A 20,145-nucleotide genomic window follows, 5' to 3' on the forward strand; every position below is an offset into this window, starting at 1 on the left:
ATTGGGAGGTAGAGGATGAGCGAGATCAGATACATGATTTCCGATGCCGCCAGACAGGCAGGGGTGGAGGCACATGTACTTCGAAGCTGGGAAGAAGAGCTGGACATCAAAGTGGGCAGAACGGAACTTGGACATCGCTACTATACCGATAAAACGATCTATATCATGAAGAAAGTCAAAGAACTGCGGGACAAAGGATTTCAGCTCAAAGCGATCAAAGTGCTGATTCCGGAAATACAGAAAAAAGCAGAAGAAATAACGGAAATCGCAGAAGAGAAAAATGCAGTAATGAAAGACACAGCAACAAAAACTGAAAAAGCAGAACATACAGAAAAAACAGATTCGGATGCGAATTTAAAAGACAGCACACAGGAAGTCCCGAAACCACAGACCATACTTCCGTTTGTAGATTCACTGGACAACCTGGAAAAATTTCAGGACATTGTCGGTGATATCATGAAACGTGCTCTTCAGGAAAATAATGTGGAGCTGGAAAATCGGATTGCAGACAGTGTTTTAAAAGAAATGGAGATCCTGATGAAGATCCAGGAAAAAAGAGAGGAAGAACGTTACCGAAATCTGGATGAAACCATTCGCTCCTTTCAGCATAACCGGCAGATGGTGGCAGCGACAAGAGAGAAGGAGAGCCATAAAAAATGGTTTCGGATTTTTAAATAAAAAGAAAATAGAAAAGCAAGGGGAGCTGCTTACGCAGCTCCCCTTGCTTTTATAAAATTTTTTAATTATTCACCTGCTACGATAGCACCTGTAGGACATTCTCCTTCACATGTACCGCAATCCAGACATGCATCTGCATCGATTACATATTTGCCATCGCCTTCGCTGATAGCTTCTGCCGGACAGGCTTCTGCACATGTACCGCAAGCTACACATTCATCTGTAATAACGTATGCCATGATAAAACCTCCTTATTTTTATGAAATATGTTTTCAACAGGATTCGGCTCTCCGAATCTTTATCCCATTTTAATACATAAGTCTGGAATATACAAGAGGTTTTTTCTATGCCTTGCATAAAGTACAAAAACATATTATAATCAACCTGTCAAAAGAAATCAGGTACAGATTTTTATGAGAAATTTAAGTCTGTACAGAATGATAAAGGAGGAAAATCATGCAGAAAATAACCAAGGATATGATTATCGGCGATATTTTAAGAATGGATCCTGAAATGGCAGGCGTACTGGTAGCAGGCGGCATGCACTGTATTGGATGCCCATCCGCACAGATGGAGACCATCGAAGAGGCAGCTCTCGTTCATGGTATCGAGCCGGATCTGCTGGTAGCAAGAGTAAATGCATTTGTTGAAAGCAAACAGGCATAAACAGACAGCAAAAGTGGATTGTGAATATCCATTAAAAAATAAAAAGCGTTTCCACCAGGATTTTCCAGGCGGAGACGCTTTTTCTACACTCTATTTCCGTTTGCAGCGAATCGGTTCAGAAACTCTGACTATCGATTTCATATCAATCAGATCAATGCAAGCTTCTGCAGAGCCTCATCCGCAACGATACATTCCAGATGCTCTTCAAAGAATGCTTCGTTGCCCGGTGTGTATTTCAGGCTGGAAGCATACTCGGAAAGGGTATTGCAGACTTTATTAAACTCTTCTGGTGTGTGTGCAGATTTGCTGAGTGTCAGCAGATATTCACGGCCTTCCGGATTCTTATAGAGCGTGTTGCAGCCCTGGTAAGAGTTCTGCAGAATATGAGCTGCACGGATCACAGTGTCCAGATCGCGGAAACGGTAAAGTTTCGTCAGATGAAAGGATTCCGGATTGATCTCCGGTTTTGCAGGAGTCTTTTCTTTCTTTTCAGAAGTTTTTGCTGCTGCATTTTCAGCCATCTTTCTTGCCTCGTGGATCTTATTGAAAAGATTCAGGATATCATCGGCTCCTTCAAGAGGTGCCGGTGCCGGCGGAGTGATGTTGTTGTTCTCTTCGCCGTTTGACGGTGAAAATTTTGCAAAACGTGTATCAAGTTCTTCCGGATCTTCCACCTTGGTAACGATCAGAATTACAGAGTCGGAAGAAATCGGGATCGCTTCTATCATCAAAGGAATGTCATTTGCTTCAAAACCAAATTCGTATGCGGCCTGCTGCATCATATCACGAAACAGCAGCTTTGCTTTTTCTGTGCCGTAAGCAAGTTCACTGAGCTTGATCTCACGGTCTGCCAGATCCTGACGTGTAAGCGTGCAGCGAATCTGATTATCGTTGATTTTTTCTATCTTCATATTATCACATCCTATCTATGATATGTTAACCTTTTATTGGAATTACTATGATTATGATATTGATTAAGGTTAAAAGATGCCATAAAACCACTCCTGTGCAAGCACATTGTGTCTTCAGACTTTTGACCTTGGCATCTTATTATCTTATAATTATATCTGCATACTATCAAAAAGTAAAGTAGATTGCCAGTGTAAAATTATAAAAAGAGTGTAAAAACATCTTGCATTTTTCAAACATAAAGTATATAATAATCAATGTGAGGATGAAACAATGCTTTAAGCAACATCAAAAATCAAAATGAATAAGAAAGCGAATTCTGTCGCTTTTTATTATCTTATGCGGGATTCTCCGCAATATTCCAAAAAAATGATTGTACCTCCATAAAGCAATATTGAGCTTAAAAGATGCCATGTAAACTCTTTGGTACTTTGCATTCGTACAATGAATGTTATCTGGTATCCTGAAGTACTGTTGATCGGAACAAAAAAGAACGTACTGCACTTTGCAAAAGAATAGAAAAAGGCTTGAATGTTTCTGATTTACAGATTTCGTATACGGTGTTGTTTTCGTGTCAGCAATGCTGACCGGAATTGCATGTCAGGCAGCAGCCTTATGTGTATTCGATTTAAATTCTCACGATAATGTCAGCAGAATCTTTAAGTTTAACGAGAGGGGGGGGTGGAACTATAGGCAGCAGAAAAAAACGGAAACATCGACTGCAAAAAGAATTAAATGCATATGCCAGAGCAGGCATGAAGCTGTGGTTGAATGGAAAGCCAAGTACACCTTCGGATATCATGCACCAGTGCATGATCCGGGAAGAAGAGGAGTATATGAGAGATTTTGTAAGCGATGATGACGATCACATTATAGGAATCGGATTCGACTATATAAAAAAGAAAGAGGTCTGATGACAAATCCCCATAGTACAGAAGACAACCATACAGGTCGAAGGATTATAAAAAATGTAGACTTAAGTCATCTTTCGTTCATAAATCTATGATACACTGAATCAAAACGATGTATTCCGTTGTAAAAACGATGTTGCAGTATGCGAATACTGAGGCGGATTGTGGGAGTGCACCGCACGGAACAATCCGCAGGCATCATAGTATGGAGGTACAATGAATGAAGAAAAAGAAAAGTCCTGTGAAGGTCGTAGTGCCGCTGATCCTGGCGGTGGCTGCGGCAGGCGTAGGATATAAAGTTGTAAATCGATATATTCCATCCAAAGAAGTGATGGATGGCAATGAATATTTTGGCACTTTCGGAGGGGAGGATGCAGCAGTCGTACTTCCGGACCGTCTGGAACAGGGGAAAGCACTTGTGAAGGATGGCACGGCATATGTAGAATATGCGACTGCAAAAGAAAATCTGAATGATCATCTTTATAAAAGCGATGAAGAACAGCAGGTCATACTGACAACGGCAGTGGATATTATCAAACTTCCGTATGACAGCAATGAATATACAACGCTTACCGGAAATGGCAGCATGCCGTATCAGATCGTTGTTTCGCAGGATGGAAATGTCTATATTGCACTGGATTATCTGGCACAGTATACAGCACTTCAGTATTCGGTGGAGCAGGAACCGCTTCATATTATTATAAACAATCAGTGGGGAATGAAAACCTTTTCGGATGTGATAAAAGAAGAAAGCGTACGTCTGGATGCAGATATCAAAAGTCCGATTCTAAAAAAAGAAGCGGTCGGAGATAAAGTGACGGTTCTGGAACAGGAAGAAGAGTGGACAAAAGTTCTGACTGCGGATGGATATATTGGCTATATGAAGAGCAAAAAGCTTTCTGACAGCTACGAAGAACAGGTCACCAGTGATTTCCGGGCGGCAGAGTACACCAGCATACATAAAGATTATGACATGAATCTTCTCTGGCATCAGGTGACGAGCCAGGATTCAAACGATGCACTTGCAGCGGACATTCAGGATGTAAAAGGGGTCAATGTCATTTCACCGACCTGGTTTTCTATCAGCAGCAACGATGGAGATATTTCTTCTCTTGCAAGCAGTGACTATGTAGATACCGCACATCAGAATGATATGGAAGTCTGGGGACTGATGGACAATTTCAGTACGGATATTGATACCGACACTGTGCTTGGCACTACCACATCCAGAGAGAACCTGGAAGGACAGCTGATTACCGAAGCACTCAACTATCAGCTGGATGGCATTAATATCGATATCGAATCCTTACCGGAAGAAACTTCCGAAAGCTATGTGCAGTTTATGAGGGAACTCTCTGTAAAGTGCAGAAATAACAATCTTGTACTTTCGGTGGATGTCCCGCCGCCATACAGTTTCAATGAACATTACAGCCAGAAAGAGCTTGGCGAAGTCGTAGACTATGTGATCATTATGGGCTATGATGAACACTATGTTGGCTCCGATGCCGGTTCCGTGGCATCCCTTTCCTATGAAAGAGACGGCATTACCGGAACACTGGAAAACGTTCCGAAAGAAAAGATCATCAGCGGTATTCCGTTCTACACGAGATTATGGAAGACCAATGCTTCCGGTGAAGTAAGCAGTGAGGCGATCGGCATGGATAAAGCAGACCAGATCTTGTCCGATTACAAGGTGACTGCCGGATGGAGCAGCGAGACATCACAGGATTATGCAGAGTTCACAGATGAAGATGGCAATTTCTGTCAGATCTGGCTGGAAAACGAAGCATCGATCGAAGAGAAGATGAAACTTGTGCAGGAATATGGCCTGGCCGGAGTGGCAGAGTGGAAGCTTGGATTTGAAAGATCATCCATATGGGATGTAATAGCGAAATATGTGAATTAGATCATGATTCCGCTTCAAAGTCAGGTTTGGCTGCGAGGCGGAAACATTGCAAAAAATAAGAAAAAATACTTGCCTGTCTTGCAAAAATATGATAAAATCAAAAATTGTGAGTGGCTGCAGACAAGCAGCCATTTTGAAACATTGAATTCCTTGCTCACGAAGGTAATAGTGGGCCAGAGACCATAAGGAGGTGCGAAGAGCATGAACAAATACGAATTAACCGTTGTTGTTAACGCAAAAATTGAGGATGACGTAAGAGTAGCAACTGTAGAAAAAGTAAAAGAATACGTTGCACGTTACGGCGGAACAGTTACTAATGTTGACGAATGGGGTAAAAAGAGATTAGCTTACGAAATCCAGAAGATGAAAGAAGGATTCTACTATTTCATCCAGTTCGAAGCTGATGCTACAGCTCCGGCAGAAATCGAAAGACATGTCCGTATCATGGAAAATGTTATCAGATATTTATGCGTAAGACAGGAAGCATAAATAAGGAGATTTAAAATGAATAAAGTTATTTTAATGGGACGTTTGACCAGAGATCCGGATGTTCGTTATTCCGCAGGGGAGAGCGGCACATCAGTTGCAAGATATACATTGGCTGTAGATCGCAGATTCAACAAACGCGATGGCGAAGCAACCGCTGATTTTATCAGCTGTGTAGCGTTCGGACGCAGTGCAGAGTTTGCGGAGAAGTATTTCCATCAGGGACTGAAGGTAGTCGTTACAGGTCGTATCCAGACAGGAAGCTATACCAACAGAGATGGCAACAAGGTTTACACTACAGATGTAGTAGTAGAGGATCAGGAGTTTGCTGAAAGCAAAGCTGCGTCTCAGGCAAATGGAAATAACTATACACCTGCAAGACCGGAACCGAGTGCAGCCAGCGGCGATGGATTTATGAATATCCCGGACGGTATTGACGAAGAATTACCGTTTAACTAGACATTAAAGGAGGTTTACAGCAATGGCTTACAATAAATCTGAAAGACCAGATTCTCCGATGAAGAGAAGAGGCGGACGCAGAAGAAAAAAAGTCTGCGTTTTCTGTGGTAAAGAAAACAACGAAATCGATTACAAGGATGTAAACAAACTGAAGAGATATGTCTCTGAAAGAGGAAAAATCCTTCCGAGAAGAATCACAGGAAACTGTGCAAAACATCAGAGAGCTCTGACAGTAGCTATCAAGAGAGCACGTCACATCGCTCTTATGCCATACGTTCAGGACTAATCAAAATTTGAGAATATAAAGATTATAAAAAGAGCGGCGAACCTTTCTATAGCATGCAAGTGCTGTAGGAAGGTTTTTTTTTGCTGGACAAAACAGTAAAAATATAGTAAATTTGAATAATCACAGGAGGGAAAATAAGGAGGAAACTATGAAAAAGAATGAAAAAAGAAAACTGTGGAAACAGGGGCTTGGAACAGCTCTTGTTTGTGGTCTTGCAGTAGCTGTGTTTCCGGCAGCGAAAGCAGACGCAGCAGACTTGCTGAAAGCAGGTCCGATCAACACGACAGCAGAGCATGTAACACAGAACCAGCCGTTTGCAGAGAGAACAGCGGGAAGTCAGTATTTCCGTATCCCGGCATTTATCGTTACGCAGAAGGGAAATCTTCTGGCAGCAGCGGATGCGAGATATTCTACAACCGGTGACGGCGGCGGACTGGATACGATCGCTTCTGTATCAACCGATAATGGTAAGACCTGGAATTATTCATTCCCGCTGTATTTTCCGGACAGCGATGGTTATATCGGCAATACGGCAACTACGATCATCGATCCGGCACTGGTACAGGGAAAAGACGGAGAAATTTATTGTATTGCCGATGTAAACCCAACCGGCGTAACGACAATGGGCGGTTATAAAGCTCCGGGAGAAGGAACCGGTTATGTTAAAGTAAACGGAAAAGATTATCTGGCAGTAACGGATAATTATGACAATGTAAACACACAGCCAAAAGATGACGATGCCACAACGTATGCTTATTATGTAGGGGACTGGGATGAGAACGGATATGCAAGAATTTTAAAGCGATCCGATCATTCGGAAACAGAATATGGCGTGGATAAGTGGTACAACCTGTATAAAGTAGAAAATGGAGAGTATAAAGATACCCTGACACAGAAACAGGTTAATTCCAATACGGATATTCAGCAGAATATTTTCTATAAAGGATCTGCATTGCATGTATACAATACCGGATATATGATGTATGCAAAAACATACGATGATGGATTTACCTGGACAGATCCGGAAATCCTGAATCCACAGATCAAACGTCCGACAAAAGAGACAGCACTGCTGGTATCTCCGGGGCAGGGGCTACTGACTTCAGATGGTACGATCGTCATTCCATTCTATGATCATGGCGATGGGGAAGAAAATGCAAGCATTATCTGGTCTGATGATAATGGAAAAACATGGGAAAGATCCAATGACGTACCAGGAGCAGCCGCAGGTGGTTACTGGTCATCCGAAAGTGAAGTCGTAGAGCTTTCAGACGGAACATTGCGTATGTTCTTCAGAAGCGGACAGGGAGTGGTCTGCTATTCAGATGCAGTAAGAAATACATCCGGTGATTATGTATTTACAAAGCCGGTCAAGACAGGCGTTTCTTGTACATCAACCTGTAATGTGACAGCGATCAGTTATTCTAAAACGATTGATGGAAAACAGGCAATCCTGGTAGCTGCCCCGGGCGGAAGTGGACGAGCAAACGGTAAAATATTTACATTTCTGGTAGAAGAAGACAAGACGCTGACTTTAAAAAACAGCTATTCAGTAAACAGCGGCACTTATCAGTATTCCTGTATGTCAGAGCTGAAAAACGGAACGGTAGGACTTCTCTGGGAAAATGGCGGAGGAAGCATACGCTATGATAATTATGATATCGCCCAGCTTGCGGCAGATGGTTATATAAATGATTTAGAGCTTGGCGTAGAACTTACCAGAAATGAAACTTATACAAGGTCTTACCAGGTGGCAGAAGAACATAAAACAGGTATTACGACGGAAGCAGATCAAAAGATTGCAGATGTAAATTATGCAAAAGTAGATGGTGTAGAAAAAGAAGTTGTGCCGATGTATGCACATATAGCAAACAATAATTCTGACCTGAGCAGTTTTGCAGCAAAAAATGATATATCACTGAATCTGACAGATGCAGAGTTTACCTTTACTTCAACCGGAACAGCAAATGTGTATGCAGTATATAATGAAAATAAAAAGGTATATCTCACCAATGAAAGCGGTGCAAATTCATTTTTCAGTGCAGCAGCAAAAAATAATATGCTGGTAACGCCGACAGATGGCAGTGATACTTTCCGTATCTGCAAAGAAAACGGAGAACGATATGTAATTTTCTATTATACAAACATGGACTTCAACGCAAACAGACTCTATAATGCAAGCTTTACAGCTGGAACCTATGAGGTGGTTCTGCTTGAGAAAAAGGACAAAGCAGAAGCAGGAGATATTGTTCCGGGATATCAGAGAGTATCAAAAGTTACTTCCGGTAAAAAATATCTGATCGCCAATATCTTTAATAAAGACAATAAAGACCATGTTATTGTTCTCTACCCAACGAATGGAACAGGAAATCAGACAAAACTTCTTGGAGCAGCAGAGAAACGAATAACACCGACGGAAGCAACCGTGACAATCAAAGCAAACGAGATCGGAAGAACCACAACGGTGATCGACGGTGTGACATATAATATCGTATGCGATGAGCCGGCAACGGTAAACGATAAAACGACCTTAAGTACCGATGCACAGGTTGCAGAGAGAACTTATCTGGAAAAAGATTATCCGGAAGGAACTTTTGCCAAGTCCGGTATCGCAGAGGCAATCGCAAAAGCAAAAGAAGTTGCACAGAAAGAAAAAGTAACCAAACTGGAAATCAAAGAAGCAGACGATGCTTTAAAGAAAGCACTGGGCAAACTCGATGAAGTAAAAGCCTCCGGCAAAACAGAAGTACAGACAAAGATTGCACAGGCGGCAGAAAAGAAAGAAGCAGATTACACAAAAGAAAGCTGGGCAAATTTTGCAAAAGCAAAAAGGGATGCAGAAATGGCATTTGCTTCTGAAACAGCAACTGCAAAACAGCTGAAAGATGCAGCAGATGCATTAGACATCGCCATGAAAGCACTGGAAGCAAAGAAACCGGATAATAATAACGACAACAACAACGGTAATAATGGAAATAACAACAGCCAGATCCCGGCAATCGGCAGCGTGATCGCAGATGCATCCGGTATCTTTAACTACAAAGTTACCGGAAATGATACGGTTGAAGTGAAAAACATGACTGCAAAAGGCAAAGCAAAGAGCAGCGTGAAAATCGCAAAAACCATCAAAGCAAACGGTAAAACTTACAAAGTAACCGCTATTGCAGCCAATGCCCTGAAAGGCAATAAAAAAGTAACTTCCGTAAGCATCGGCAGCAACGTAGAAAAGATCGGAAAGAAGGCATTTGCAAATTGCACGAAACTGAAAACCGTTACGGTAAACGGAAACAAACTGAAGACCATCGGACAGAGTGCTTTCTCAGGAGATAAGAACTTAAAGGTCGTAAACCTGAAGAAAGCAAAAACACTGAAAACCGTTGGAAAATCAGCCTTCAAGGGTGTTTCAAAGAAGATAACGGTTAGAGTGCCAAAGAATAAAAAAGCAGCTTATGTAAGAATCTTCAAAAAAGGCGGGATCGCAGCCAATAAAATTAAATAATGAAAAAACAATTTATAGTAATAGTGTTAGTGGTTCTTGTAAGTTTAATTGTTGATTATGGAATAAGGGGATATTATTATCCTCAAAAGGATGATTTTGAATCAAGTGGTACTGGATGGATTCTTAAAAAGGGAGCACCGGAATTTGGAACAACTGTCAATGTGAATTTTTCAGGAGAAAAAAGTCATTATATTTTTAAAACATTCAAGGCAAATGATGATGGTATATGTGGAAAAATAATAGTTAATGGAAATAATGTGCTTTTAAGTACAGAAACGTTTCTGGGTATACTTCGTGAAGGCCAAGAATATTTTGATGCAAGCTTTACGATGGAAAATCTTGTTTTACTTATATCAGAAGATGCTAAGAGCTTTATAATGTTATTTCAGAGTACGGAAAATGATAGATTTGGTATTGGTAAGAGTGGAACGATGATGCTGGTATACCCTGCCGCTTCAAAAGAGCAGGCTTTAGAGAAATTGTGGGATGCTCTTCCGAAATCAACTACATTACAGCGACGGTTGGTAGAGCTTGACTGGAAATAATTTGTCTTGTAATAGAGGAGCAGAAATTAGAAGAAGCTTTTCTGTAAAAGGCAAATAAGCAACAGACAGAAAGCAGAAAAACGTAAGCGGGAGGAAGCATAAAAATGTGCAGGCAGAGAAAAACTCAAAGCCTGCACATTTTTTGAAATTTAACCAAATCAAGGAAGTCCCCAGCTTCAATTGCGAAAAGCAATAAGCAGTGGGTGGGGACTTCCTTGTATCAGGAGGAGTGCAAGCTCTTTCTGATAAACTGCGGAGCAGTTATTTGGTTATGAGGAAGTAGCAAAGCGGATTGCGAATATCCGCTTGACTTGATAAAAATAATTGGTTTCAGAATTCAGGTTAAAAATTGAAGACTAATTAAAACTGCGTGGATCCGGATATTTATCAGGAGAAGTACTATATCCATTCTGATATTTAACGGTCATGTAAATTGTTTCATCGCCGTTTTCGATTTTGACATAGCAGACATTGTCCTTGTCGAATTTGTCGGTGATTTCGATTTTCTGATTTTTATAATAAACCCATACGCTGTCATCATCGAGATATTCTACGTCCGGTGCGTTTAGTTCCTCCATAATTTCGTCTTCGGTCAGAGGACGTTCGTTTCCGTCTGCATCGAAGGCAACACCGCCTCCGCCCTGAGTGACGGTGTTTCCGTCGGTATCTTTGTATTCAAGAGAATAAGAACCGTCGTCGGTATTTAAATCAAGAGTGGCACTTGTCTGGTCACCGTGCATCCAAAGCTGGATAGTTCGCTGGATTCCGCCGACATTTGCCGCGTAAGCCGTTCCTGTTCCGCCAACGATCACGCAGACTGCGATTGCAGCCGCCGCAAGTTTCATTTTCTGCTGTTTTCTTAATTTTACCATATATTTGACCTCCCCTTCAGAGATATCGGAGGTATGCAAAACCGAAAAGGCCTGTTTGTATTTTTCTTTATTCGTCATTTTCCCATTCCTCCCTCAGTGCTGTTTTCAGAAGAGAGCGTCCGCGTGACAGGCGTGTTTTTACGTTGCTTTCCGAGAGCTTTAAAATATCGGCGATTTCCCTGACGGAATAATCTTCATAATAAAATAAATGAATAACGATGCGATATTTTTCGGGAAGTTTCAGAACTTCTTCGAATAAATTCTCAGATTCCGGATTTTCAAAAGTTAACGTTTCTATATAATCCTCCAGCGAACGTCTGTTACGCCGCCAGAAAGCAAGCGTTGTATTTTTCGCTTTATTGATTACGATACGGATCAGCCACGCACGGATATGCTGCTCATCTTCAAAATCTTTGCTTGTCGTGTAATACTGGATCAATGTATCCTGAACAACATCTTCTGCATCTGCCTGATTTTTACAGATGTTAAAGGCGATGGCGTAGAGATTGTTCTGATAGCGTTCGATCAGTTCCTGTACAGGTTGTCTCATGAGTACTCCTAAAATATAAAATTTGATGTAACTGTTCAGAGCCAACCTCCAAAATGCTACGCATTTCGTCGGTGTGGCGTATCCGCCAAATAAAATTTCAAAAACAGTTTTAAAAATGCAAGCATTTTATACCTGTTTTTTGAAATTTTGCTTGGCTCTGAACAGTTACAATTTGATAACAATTCATTGCAGATTGAAGTATTTGCTGCCTGAATCGTAAAAATTGCAAGTCCTTGATCAAGGTGCTTTCAATTATAATACAAATCAGCAGGAAAAAAGGTTACAAAAAAGTATTTTCGTTTATAAATTTTTGGATTGATTATGATAGACAGGACAGAATGATTATGGAAAAAGGAAAACTGACAGAAAAAGAAAAAATACTTGCAGAGATGTTGTATGATGCCGATCACAGTCGGAAATGATGTATGGATTGGAGCCGGCGTGTGCGTTATGCCGGGTGTTACAATCGGAAACAATGTTGTGATCGGCAGCGGAAGTGTTGTCGTGAAAGATATTCCGGATAATGTGGTAGCAGTTGGAAATCCGGCGAAGGTGATCAAGACACTGGATGCAGAGAAGTTCAGAAAAGAACCTTCTGATTTACAGAAATAAGAATTTTTGATAAGATTAAGTCAGCAGAGAAAAGGGGATTTTCGGGGGAATTGATATGGGAATGTTTTTAAACAGTATTGAGCCATATGATAAATACAAAACAATTACGAAAGGTCTTTATTTTGTAGACAAAACAGAGCTGCTGGAAGAATTAATACCGGCTCTGGAACAGGAACAGAGATTTTTCTGTATCACAAGACCAAGGCGTTTTGGAAAAACGGTTATGGCGAATATGATAGCATCTTTTTTTGAAAAATCGGAGGGCGGTTCCGATATTTTTGACAGACTTAAAATTTCAGAATATCCAAAATATAAAGAGCATTTAAATAAACATGATGTGGTATATATTGATTTCAGTGAAATGCCGAAAGAATGTGATAGCTATAAAAAATATATTTCTCGCATTGAAGAGGGAATATATTATGATTTAAGAGAAAAATATTCGGATTTGTATTTAAAGCAGGAAGATGCTATATGGGATATTTTTTCGAAAATATTCAATGAAACAAAAAAGAAATTTATTTTTGTTATGGATGAATGGGATGCGGTATTTCACATGTCATTTATGACAGAAAAGAACAGAGAAGACTATCTGCTTTTTTTGAAATTATTATTAAAAGGACAGAGTTATGTTGAGCTTGCCTATATGACAGGGGTGTTGCCGATTGCAAAATATTCCGACGGATCGGAATTGAATATGTTTCTAGAATATAATATGGCAACACGTATTCGTTTCAGTGAGTATTTTGGATTTTCAAATAAAGAAGTAGATAAGTTGTATGAAAAATATCTTCAGAATACAAAAAAGCCTCAAATTGACCGAGAGGGTTTGAGGGAATGGTATGACGGTTATCACACAGCATCCGGTCAGAGATTGTATAATCCGCGTTCGGTTGTATGTGCATTGTCCGATAATCAGCTGTCAAATTACTGGGTCAGCTCAGGAAAATATGATTCCGTATTCAGCTATGTTAAAAACAATATAGATGACGTACAGGAAGATTTGGTTCTCATGTTTGCAGGAGAAAAAATACCATCGGGTATTGAGGAATATGCAGCAACGGCACAGCAGCTCGATACAAAGGAAGAAATATATTCGGCGATGGTTGTTTATGGGTTATTGACGTATGATAATGGCTGCGTGTTTATTCCAAATAAAGAGTTACAGGGAAGCTATGCATCTATGATGAAAAAGGAAAAATCCCTGGGATATATATACAGACTTGCAAATATTTCTAATAAAATGTTACAGGCGACTTTAAATAAAGATACAGATACTATGGCTGAAATTTTGCAATATGCACATAATACGGAAACGCCAATCTTATCTTATAATAATGAGGTGGAATTATCGGCGATTGTAAATCTGGTTTATCTTTCTGCAAGAGATTTTTATAGGATAGAAAGAGAAGATAAAGCTGGAAAAGGATTTGTGGACTTTATTTTTTATCCTGTCAGATATGAAGATAAGGGCATTATATTGGAATTAAAAGTGGATCAGACACCAGAAGAAGCTATCAAACAGATTAAAGAAAAAGATTATATATTACGTTTCAAAGGAAAACTGGGAGAACACAGACAATGCCCGCAAAATATTCTGGCAGTGGGGATTTCATATGATAAAATAACAAAAAAACATACCTGTAAAATAGAAGAATTATTAATAAATAGCTAAGTAAAAAAGGAAGAAAAAGTGAGGTATGAATCAGATTTATCGATATTATGGCAGGGAGGGAAATTGATATAGATAATTGTTTTCTATGGTTGTGCCTTGAGTTAAAATAACATAAAACAGTTGATTATTTTAAAATTTATGCTATAATTTGGAAATGTAAATAACAGTCAGATATAAATGATAGGTTATAGGGTAATTATCGGACTGTTAGGAACGAATATTTGAAATAGAATAAGAAGCAGCTGGTGCTGCCGCAAGGCGGAGAATAGGGAAACAGGTGAAAGACCTGTGCGATCTCGTCACTGTAAACAGGAGTGTGTTGCTTATTATGCCACTGAGATATCGGGAAGGCGGCAATGTGCGTTAAAACTGTAAGCCAGGAGACCTGCCAGACTGTGGTGCGGGGAATAGATATTCCAGGTCACGAGGATTGATTGTACCGAATTGAAATAGAAACAGCGAAGCCGAAGAAATTCTGGTTTGGCTGTTGTTATCCAGTATACAGTCCAACGACGTGTGTTCGTTGGATTTTCTTTTTCTCCCAAATCTTATTTGTTTCAAATAAAAGTATTATTTTGGGAGGAAAGGCAAATGAAGAAAAAACTGGTAACGATTTTATGTGTAACAACAATTACAGCATCTATGCTGGCAGGATGCGGAAGCAAAACAGCAGAGACAACTGCTCCGACAGAGACAACTGCAGTAACCGAGACAGCAGCAGCTACCGAAGCGGCAACAACCGAGGCAGCTTCTGAAACAGCAGCAGCTACGGAAGCAGAAGATGATCAGGCAGCAGCAGATAAAGTAGCAGCTCTGATCGATGCAATTTATGTTCAGGAAAGAAATGAGAACACAGACGAGCAGTGTAAAGAAGCAAAAGAAGCATGGGATGCTCTGACAGATGCTCAGAAAGAACTGGTTGAAGGCGAAGAAGCTGATCCGGATTATTTCGGAAGAGATACCGGTGATGCATCCAAAGATGATCCGCGCAATGGTGATGAGATCGGTGAAAACGAACTCCTGGTTGTAAGCTTTGGTACTTCTTTCAATGACAGCCGTGTTGCTGATATTAAAGGTATTGAAGATGCACTGCAGGCTGCAAATCCGGACTGGTCTGTAAGAAGAGCATTCACAGCACAGATCATTATCAATCACATCCAGGCTCGTGATGATGAGCACATCGACAACATGGATCAGGCTCTGGAACGTGCCGTAAATAATGGCGTTAAAAATCTGGTTATTCAGCCTACACATCTGATGCATGGTGCAGAGTATGACGAACTGATGGATGCCGTAGATGCATATAAAGATAAATTTGAATCTGTAAAAGTAGCAGAACCGCTGCTGGGTGAGGTCGGAGATGATGCAGATACTGTAAACGATGATAAAAAAGCAGTAGCAGAAGCAATCACTTCTGAAGCAGTAGCAACAGCAAATTATGATTCCCTGGATGCAGCAAAAAAAGACGGTGTTGCATTTGTATTCATGGGACATGGAACTTCTCATACAGCAAAAGTTTCCTACAGCCAGATGCAGGCTCAGATGAAAGAGCTTGGTTATGAAAATGTATTTATTGGAACCGTTGAAGGCGAACCGGAAGAGACAGCATGCGAAGAAGTCATCAAAGCTGTATCTGCAGCAGGATACAAAAAAGTAATCCTTCGTCCGCTGATGGTTGTAGCAGGAGATCATGCAAACAACGATATGGCAGGCGATGATGACGATTCTTGGAAGAGCCAGTTTGAGGCATCCGGAGAATTCGACAGCATCGATACACAGATCGCAGGTCTGGGTGAGATCAAAGCAATTCAGGATCTCTACGTTGCCCATACAGCAGACGCTATGAACGAGTAATAAGTAATACATAATACATGAGATGTACCTCGCAGCAGGAATGTCAGAGGTATTCTTGAAAAAAGAAGCAAAACAGAAGGACAGGAACAAAAATGAAGAAAAGAATCATTACATTAGCAGGATTAATGGCACTTAGCTGTGCACTGGCAGTTGGCTGCGGAAACAGCACAAGCCAGACAGAAACACAGAGTGCTGCACAGACAGAGGCAGCTTCTGAAACACAGGTACAGACCGAAGAAACACAGGAGGCAGAGAGTGCAGCGGAAACGACCGCAGACACAGAGGCAACAGAAGCCGCTGCAACACTGGAAGATGGAACGTACACTGCTGATTTTAATACAGACAGCAGTATGTTCCAGGTCAATGAAATGTATGATGGAAAAGGAACTCTGACCGTAAAAGACGGAAAGATGACCATTCATATCACGCTGCGTTCTACAAACATTGTAAATCTGTATCCGGGACTTGCAGAAGATGCACAGAAAGATGGAGCAGAACTGCTGCAGCCAGTTGTGGAAACCGTAGATTATAATGACGGTGAACCGGCAGAAGAAGTGAATGCATTTGATGTTCCTGTTCCGGCTATCGACGAGGAATTTGATCTGGCACTGATCGGAACAAAAGGAAAATGGTATGACCATAAAGTCAGCGTTTCCAATCCGGTAAAAGCAGAAGAATAAAAAATATCAGATTTTGCGAAAAGCTGCTGCGATATGTATCTACATATTTTGCAGCAGCTTTTTATCTTGAAAAGGAGAAATCATGACAGCAGAGGAGCTAAATTTAAAAGACGGTGAATACACCGCAGAAGTTACGATGGAAGGCGGAAGCGGAAGAGCAACGATCGATTCTCCGACTGACATTTCGGTAAAAGATGGAAAAGTAACAGCTGAGATTAAATGGAGCAGTTCACATTATGACTATATGCTGGTTGACGGTGAAAAATTTCTTCCGGTCAATACGGAAGGAAATTCTGTTTTTGAAATTCCGGTTGCAGAATTTGATGAACCGATGGCTGTAACGGCAGATACGACTGCGATGAGTGTCCCGCATGAAATAGAGTATACGCTGACCTTTGCATCAGACACCGTGACAGTGTCCGGTTCCGGATCGGGTATGAGTGGATCGGTAAATATCGCATTGTGGATTGCAGTTGCAGTGGCTGTGTTCATGCCGGTTGTTACCAGGATGAGACGAAAGGAAAAGAAATGAAGAAAATAGTGGGGGTACTCGGTGTTGCATTCTGCCTGATGCTGGCAGGCTGTGCATCGCAAAAACAGGATACGATTGAAAAGCGGAATACCGATATCAGCAAGGATCTGACATATGATCACAGCATGGAACTGGAGTACGCAAAGATGTTTGCGGTGGATTATTATCAGAATGATTATGCACTTGTCACGATCGCAGATGACGGGAAATATCTGATCGTACCGGAAGGAGAATCTGTGCCGGAAGATATGGATAAGGATATCACGGTGCTGCAGCAGCCGATCCAGAATATTTATCTGGCGGCTTCGGCGGCGATGGATATGTTTGTGGCGACAGATGCACTGGATGCGGTTCGATTCAGCTCGCTGAAAGCAGATGGCTGGTACATAGAAGAGGCGAAAAAAGCCATGGAAGATGGGGATATTATTTATGCCGGGAAATATTCAGCCCCGGACTATGAGATGATATTGAATGAAAACTGTGGGCTTGCCATCGAGAATACCATGATTCTGCATACACCGGAAGTAAAAGAGCAGATGGAAAAATTTAATATTCCGGTTCTGGTCGATCATTCCAGCTATGAGACAAATCCGCTCGGACGTACTGAATGGGTCAAACTTTATGGGATGCTGACCGGGCATGAAGATCAGGCAGAGCAGGCGTTTGATGCAGAAGCGAAAGCGTTTGAACAGGTGAGTGATCAGGATGCAACCGGAAAAACGGTGGCATTTTTCTATATCACGACAAATGGGGAAGCAAACGTGCGAAAAAGTGCGGATTATCTGCCGAAAATGATTGAACTTGCCGGCGGAAGCTATATTTTTGATGATCTAGGTAACGAGGAGGAAGCGACATCTACAGTTTCCCTTCAGATGGAAGAATTTTATGCCGGAGCAAAAGACGCAGACTATATTATTTATAATAGTACAATAGAAGGAGAATTGTCTTCTATGCAGGATCTTCTGGCAAAAAGCCCGCTGCTTGAGAAATTCAAAGCGGTGAAAGAAGGACATGTATACTGCACGACCAAGAATCTCTATCAGTCAACAATGGAACTTGGGACAATCACATCCGATATTCGAAAAATGCTGACCGGAGACGATGCAGACCTGACTTATCTGTATAAGGTGGAGTGATACGATGAAAAAAAGCAGATATGGTGCTGCATTTATCATTCTTGCAGCTTTGTTATTTTTATTTTTGGTTTTGAATATATGCATCGGAAGTGTAAATATACCGGTTTCGGAGATACCGAAAATGCTGTGGGGAAATGGAGCGGATGAAACCTTTACGGATATTGTGATGGGAATCCGTTTTCCGAGAGCAATGGCAGCGGCAATCCTAGGCGGCGGGCTGGCATTGTCCGGATATCTTTTGCAGACTTTTTTTCATAATCCGATCGCCGGACCGTTTACACTGGGAATTTCCTCCGGAGCAAAACTGGTCGTGGCACTTGTCATGGTAGCTTCCCTTGGAAATGCCCTGCATTTAAGTTCCTGGGTGATGATCATGGCAGCTTTTGTTGGTTCCATGATCTGTATGGGATTTGTGATCCTGATGTCGAAAGTGACCGATCAGATGTCGATGCTGATCGTCAGCGGCGTTATGATCGGATATATCTGTTCTGCGATTACCGATTTTGTGGTAACATTTGCGGACGATGCCGATATTGTCAATCTGCATAACTGGTCAAAAGGAAGTTTTTCCGGGATTACCTGGGATAATGTAGTGATCATGGCGATCGTTGTCGGGATCACTTCGATCTGCGTTTTTCTGATGTCAAAGCCGATCAGTGCCTATCAGATGGGAGAATCTTATGCCCAGAATATGGGACTGAATGTACAGCTGTTTCGCATACTGCTCGTGCTGTTATCCAGTATTCTGTCAGCCTGTGTGACAGCCTTTGCAGGACCGGTATCCTTTGTTGGAATTGCTGTTCCGCATCTGGTTAAAAATTTATTCGGCACCGCAAAACCGATCATCATGATACCCGCGTGTTTCCTTGGCGGATCTGTTTTCTGTCTGTTTTGTGACCTCTTGGCAAGAATCATGTTTGCTCCGACAGAACTTTCCATCAGTACGATCACAGCGGTATTTGGGGCACCGGTGGTAATCTATATTATGATTCACAGAAAAAAAGAAAAAGTGTGAAATCAGGAATCATGGAACAGTTCATGCAATGCATAAGGTATATCTTGCAGCAAGAATGTCAGAAATATTTTTGAAATAAGGCTACCGCAATCCCACTGGCTTTAGACGGTGGGTTAAGGTAGCCAAAAATCAGAAATTATAGTATACTCATGGCATGGGAACCTGGAAATCTAAAAACAGACACAAATACTTATGATGTTGGGGTCAAAAGATGCCATACGAATTGTTCCGTACTTCGTACTTCCACAATTCTACCCAATATTCGCATATCGTGAAGCTTACGCTCCACTTTTATGCTCATATCGGGGCGGGTCATTAAGCCATAAAACCACTTTTGTGCAAGCACATCGTGGTTTCAGGCTTTTGACCCTGGCATCTACTTATTACAATATCACATTATTTTCGTCTGCAAATATAGGAAGAAATTACTGGTTTCGAGGCAGATATCAGATGATATAAAGCAGTTTTCATATGAGATATGCCAAAAACACAGTGTTATTATCAGATATATGGAAACAGATAAAGACCATATTCATTACATGATAGAGACAGAACCGACAATGTCTATTAGTAAGATTGTAAACCTGATGAAGAACTATACAACATACCATATATGAAAAAGTTATCCCCAATATTTACGAAAACAATTTTGGAAAGAACATACCTTTTGGACAGATGGATATTTTGCATGTAGTGTAGGAAATGTATCGGAAGAAATGCTGAAAAGATATATAGAAAATCAAGGTTGAGAAAGAGGGTGACAGTGGATGTTAAAGGCATATAAATACAGAATATACCCTAATAATGAGCAGAAAATACAAATTGCAAAAACATTTGGCTGTTGCCGTTTTGTATATAATCAGTCACTGGCATA

Annotated in this window: 20 protein-coding genes, 2 pseudogenes and 1 riboswitch; of the genes and pseudogenes, 18 read left to right on the forward strand and 4 right to left on the reverse strand. The window is 41.0% G+C overall.

What is annotated here, in order from left to right:
* The first annotated feature begins 15 nt into the window (after positions 1-15).
* Complete coding sequence (locus tag LKD42_RS09545; protein WP_173897774.1) at positions 16-678, forward strand: helix-turn-helix domain-containing protein; 663 nt, start codon at positions 16-18, stop codon at positions 676-678.
* 65 nt (positions 679-743) lie between these two features.
* Here LKD42_RS09545 and LKD42_RS09550 read toward each other — a convergent pair whose 3' ends face one another.
* Positions 744-917, reverse strand: coding sequence for a 4Fe-4S ferredoxin (locus tag LKD42_RS09550; RefSeq protein ID WP_022118281.1), 174 nt, complete (start codon positions 915-917; stop codon positions 744-746).
* A gap of 217 nt (positions 918-1,134) precedes the next feature.
* On the opposite strand from LKD42_RS09550, the gene LKD42_RS09555 reads away from it, so the two are divergent.
* The gene (locus LKD42_RS09555; protein ID WP_022118282.1) at positions 1,135-1,344 is read left to right on the forward strand and encodes a DUF1858 domain-containing protein; all 210 of its coding nucleotides are present in this window, start codon (positions 1,135-1,137) and stop codon (positions 1,342-1,344) included.
* 146 nt (positions 1,345-1,490) lie between these two features.
* On the opposite strand, the gene LKD42_RS09560 is transcribed toward LKD42_RS09555, so the two are convergent.
* Positions 1,491-2,255 (reverse strand): adaptor protein MecA, encoded by a 765-nt coding sequence (locus LKD42_RS09560; RefSeq protein WP_248835552.1) that lies wholly within the window; start codon positions 2,253-2,255, stop codon positions 1,491-1,493.
* A gap of 753 nt (positions 2,256-3,008) precedes the next feature.
* Between LKD42_RS09560 and LKD42_RS09565 the strand changes: the two genes are divergently transcribed.
* The 7 genes from LKD42_RS09565 to LKD42_RS09595 all read left to right on the forward strand — a co-directional run bounded on the left by LKD42_RS09565 (position 3,009) and on the right by LKD42_RS09595 (position 10,345).
* Positions 3,009-3,167, forward strand: coding sequence for a hypothetical protein (locus LKD42_RS09565; RefSeq protein WP_022117920.1), 159 nt, complete (start codon positions 3,009-3,011; stop codon positions 3,165-3,167).
* Positions 3,168-3,384: 217 nt separating this feature from the next.
* Entirely contained in the window at positions 3,385-5,070 is a 1,686-nt protein-coding gene (locus LKD42_RS09570) for a glycosyl hydrolase family 18 protein (RefSeq protein ID WP_248835553.1), read from the forward strand.
* A gap of 201 nt (positions 5,071-5,271) precedes the next feature.
* Positions 5,272-5,559 (forward strand): 30S ribosomal protein S6, encoded by a 288-nt coding sequence (rpsF, locus tag LKD42_RS09575; protein ID WP_022119134.1) that lies wholly within the window; start codon positions 5,272-5,274, stop codon positions 5,557-5,559.
* 15 nt (positions 5,560-5,574) lie between these two features.
* Complete coding sequence (locus LKD42_RS09580) at positions 5,575-6,015, forward strand: single-stranded DNA-binding protein (RefSeq protein WP_022119135.1); 441 nt, start codon at positions 5,575-5,577, stop codon at positions 6,013-6,015.
* A 22-nt stretch (positions 6,016-6,037) separates the two neighbouring features.
* Complete coding sequence (rpsR, locus tag LKD42_RS09585; protein WP_022119136.1) at positions 6,038-6,301, forward strand: 30S ribosomal protein S18; 264 nt, start codon at positions 6,038-6,040, stop codon at positions 6,299-6,301.
* A 148-nt stretch (positions 6,302-6,449) separates the two neighbouring features.
* Positions 6,450-9,800, forward strand: a complete 3,351-nt coding sequence (locus tag LKD42_RS09590) for a leucine-rich repeat protein (protein WP_248835554.1) — start codon at positions 6,450-6,452, stop codon at positions 9,798-9,800.
* Positions 9,800-10,345, forward strand: coding sequence for a hypothetical protein (locus LKD42_RS09595; protein ID WP_248835555.1), 546 nt, complete (start codon positions 9,800-9,802; stop codon positions 10,343-10,345). The genes LKD42_RS09590 and LKD42_RS09595 overlap by 1 nt, the downstream gene beginning before the upstream one ends.
* A 356-nt stretch (positions 10,346-10,701) precedes the next feature.
* Here the strand turns inward: LKD42_RS09595 and LKD42_RS09600 are convergent, their stop codons facing one another.
* A complete protein-coding gene (locus tag LKD42_RS09600; RefSeq protein ID WP_248835556.1) occupies positions 10,702-11,217 on the reverse strand; it encodes a hypothetical protein in 516 nt (171 codons plus the stop codon).
* A 67-nt stretch (positions 11,218-11,284) separates the two neighbouring features.
* Entirely contained in the window at positions 11,285-11,767 is a 483-nt protein-coding gene (locus LKD42_RS09605) for an RNA polymerase sigma factor (protein WP_248835557.1), read from the reverse strand.
* A gap of 411 nt (positions 11,768-12,178) precedes the next feature.
* Between LKD42_RS09605 and LKD42_RS09610 the strand changes: the two are divergent.
* The 9 genes and pseudogenes from LKD42_RS09610 to LKD42_RS09650 form a co-directional block, all read left to right on the forward strand.
* A pseudogene (locus tag LKD42_RS09610) lies at positions 12,179-12,379 on the forward strand (sugar O-acetyltransferase); the annotation flags it as partial.
* A gap of 55 nt (positions 12,380-12,434) precedes the next feature.
* Complete coding sequence (locus tag LKD42_RS09615) at positions 12,435-14,054, forward strand: AAA family ATPase (RefSeq protein ID WP_248835558.1); 1,620 nt, start codon at positions 12,435-12,437, stop codon at positions 14,052-14,054.
* Positions 14,055-14,280: 226 nt separating this feature from the next.
* Positions 14,281-14,461: riboswitch (cobalamin riboswitch) on the forward strand.
* A 184-nt stretch (positions 14,462-14,645) separates the two neighbouring features.
* Entirely contained in the window at positions 14,646-15,908 is a 1,263-nt protein-coding gene (locus tag LKD42_RS09620) for a sirohydrochlorin cobaltochelatase (protein WP_248835559.1), read from the forward strand.
* Positions 15,909-16,000: 92 nt separating this feature from the next.
* Positions 16,001-16,588, forward strand: a complete 588-nt coding sequence (locus LKD42_RS09625) for a hypothetical protein (RefSeq protein WP_248835560.1) — start codon at positions 16,001-16,003, stop codon at positions 16,586-16,588.
* Between the two features lie 82 nt (positions 16,589-16,670).
* Entirely contained in the window at positions 16,671-17,120 is a 450-nt protein-coding gene (locus LKD42_RS09630) for a hypothetical protein (RefSeq protein WP_147632686.1), read from the forward strand.
* A complete protein-coding gene (locus tag LKD42_RS09635) occupies positions 17,117-18,256 on the forward strand; it encodes an ABC transporter substrate-binding protein (RefSeq protein ID WP_248835561.1) in 1,140 nt (379 codons plus the stop codon). Before LKD42_RS09630 ends, LKD42_RS09635 begins: the two co-directional genes overlap by 4 nt.
* A 4-nt stretch (positions 18,257-18,260) precedes the next feature.
* Positions 18,261-19,271, forward strand: coding sequence for a FecCD family ABC transporter permease (locus LKD42_RS09640; protein ID WP_248835562.1), 1,011 nt, complete (start codon positions 18,261-18,263; stop codon positions 19,269-19,271).
* A 374-nt stretch (positions 19,272-19,645) separates the two neighbouring features.
* Positions 19,646-20,020, forward strand: a pseudogene (gene tnpA / locus LKD42_RS15405) (IS200/IS605 family transposase).
* Positions 20,021-20,038: 18 nt separating this feature from the next.
* The coding region (locus tag LKD42_RS09650; protein ID WP_248835564.1) for a helix-turn-helix domain-containing protein at positions 20,039-20,145 on the forward strand (107 nt) is incomplete at its 3' end.

It is taken from the genome of Hominisplanchenecus faecis, from assembly GCF_020687205.1.
Taxonomy (GTDB): domain Bacteria; phylum Bacillota; class Clostridia; order Lachnospirales; family Lachnospiraceae; genus Hominisplanchenecus; species Hominisplanchenecus faecis.

Bases quoted from the DNA above. Each gene is read 5' to 3' on its own strand.
- LKD42_RS09545 (WP_173897774.1), top strand. From the start codon at position 16: ATGAGCGAGATCAGATACATGATTTCCGATGCCGCCAGACAGGCAGGG.
- LKD42_RS09550 (WP_022118281.1), bottom strand. From the start codon at position 917: ATGGCATACGTTATTACAGATGAATGTGTAGCTTGCGGTACATGTGCA.
- LKD42_RS09555 (WP_022118282.1), top strand. From the start codon at position 1,135: ATGCAGAAAATAACCAAGGATATGATTATCGGCGATATTTTAAGAATG.
- LKD42_RS09560 (WP_248835552.1), bottom strand. From the start codon at position 2,255: ATGAAGATAGAAAAAATCAACGATAATCAGATTCGCTGCACGCTTACA.
- LKD42_RS09565 (WP_022117920.1), top strand. From the start codon at position 3,009: ATGAAGCTGTGGTTGAATGGAAAGCCAAGTACACCTTCGGATATCATG.
- LKD42_RS09570 (WP_248835553.1), top strand. From the start codon at position 3,385: ATGAAGAAAAAGAAAAGTCCTGTGAAGGTCGTAGTGCCGCTGATCCTG.
- rpsF (WP_022119134.1), top strand. From the start codon at position 5,272: ATGAACAAATACGAATTAACCGTTGTTGTTAACGCAAAAATTGAGGAT.
- LKD42_RS09580 (WP_022119135.1), top strand. From the start codon at position 5,575: ATGAATAAAGTTATTTTAATGGGACGTTTGACCAGAGATCCGGATGTT.
- rpsR (WP_022119136.1), top strand. From the start codon at position 6,038: ATGGCTTACAATAAATCTGAAAGACCAGATTCTCCGATGAAGAGAAGA.
- LKD42_RS09590 (WP_248835554.1), top strand. From the start codon at position 6,450: ATGAAAAAGAATGAAAAAAGAAAACTGTGGAAACAGGGGCTTGGAACA.
- LKD42_RS09595 (WP_248835555.1), top strand. From the start codon at position 9,800: ATGAAAAAACAATTTATAGTAATAGTGTTAGTGGTTCTTGTAAGTTTA.
- LKD42_RS09600 (WP_248835556.1), bottom strand. From the start codon at position 11,217: ATGGTAAAATTAAGAAAACAGCAGAAAATGAAACTTGCGGCGGCTGCA.
- LKD42_RS09605 (WP_248835557.1), bottom strand. From the start codon at position 11,767: ATGAGACAACCTGTACAGGAACTGATCGAACGCTATCAGAACAATCTC.
- LKD42_RS09615 (WP_248835558.1), top strand. From the start codon at position 12,435: ATGGGAATGTTTTTAAACAGTATTGAGCCATATGATAAATACAAAACA.
- LKD42_RS09620 (WP_248835559.1), top strand. From the start codon at position 14,646: ATGAAGAAAAAACTGGTAACGATTTTATGTGTAACAACAATTACAGCA.
- LKD42_RS09625 (WP_248835560.1), top strand. From the start codon at position 16,001: ATGAAGAAAAGAATCATTACATTAGCAGGATTAATGGCACTTAGCTGT.
- LKD42_RS09630 (WP_147632686.1), top strand. From the start codon at position 16,671: ATGACAGCAGAGGAGCTAAATTTAAAAGACGGTGAATACACCGCAGAA.
- LKD42_RS09635 (WP_248835561.1), top strand. From the start codon at position 17,117: ATGAAGAAAATAGTGGGGGTACTCGGTGTTGCATTCTGCCTGATGCTG.
- LKD42_RS09640 (WP_248835562.1), top strand. From the start codon at position 18,261: ATGAAAAAAAGCAGATATGGTGCTGCATTTATCATTCTTGCAGCTTTG.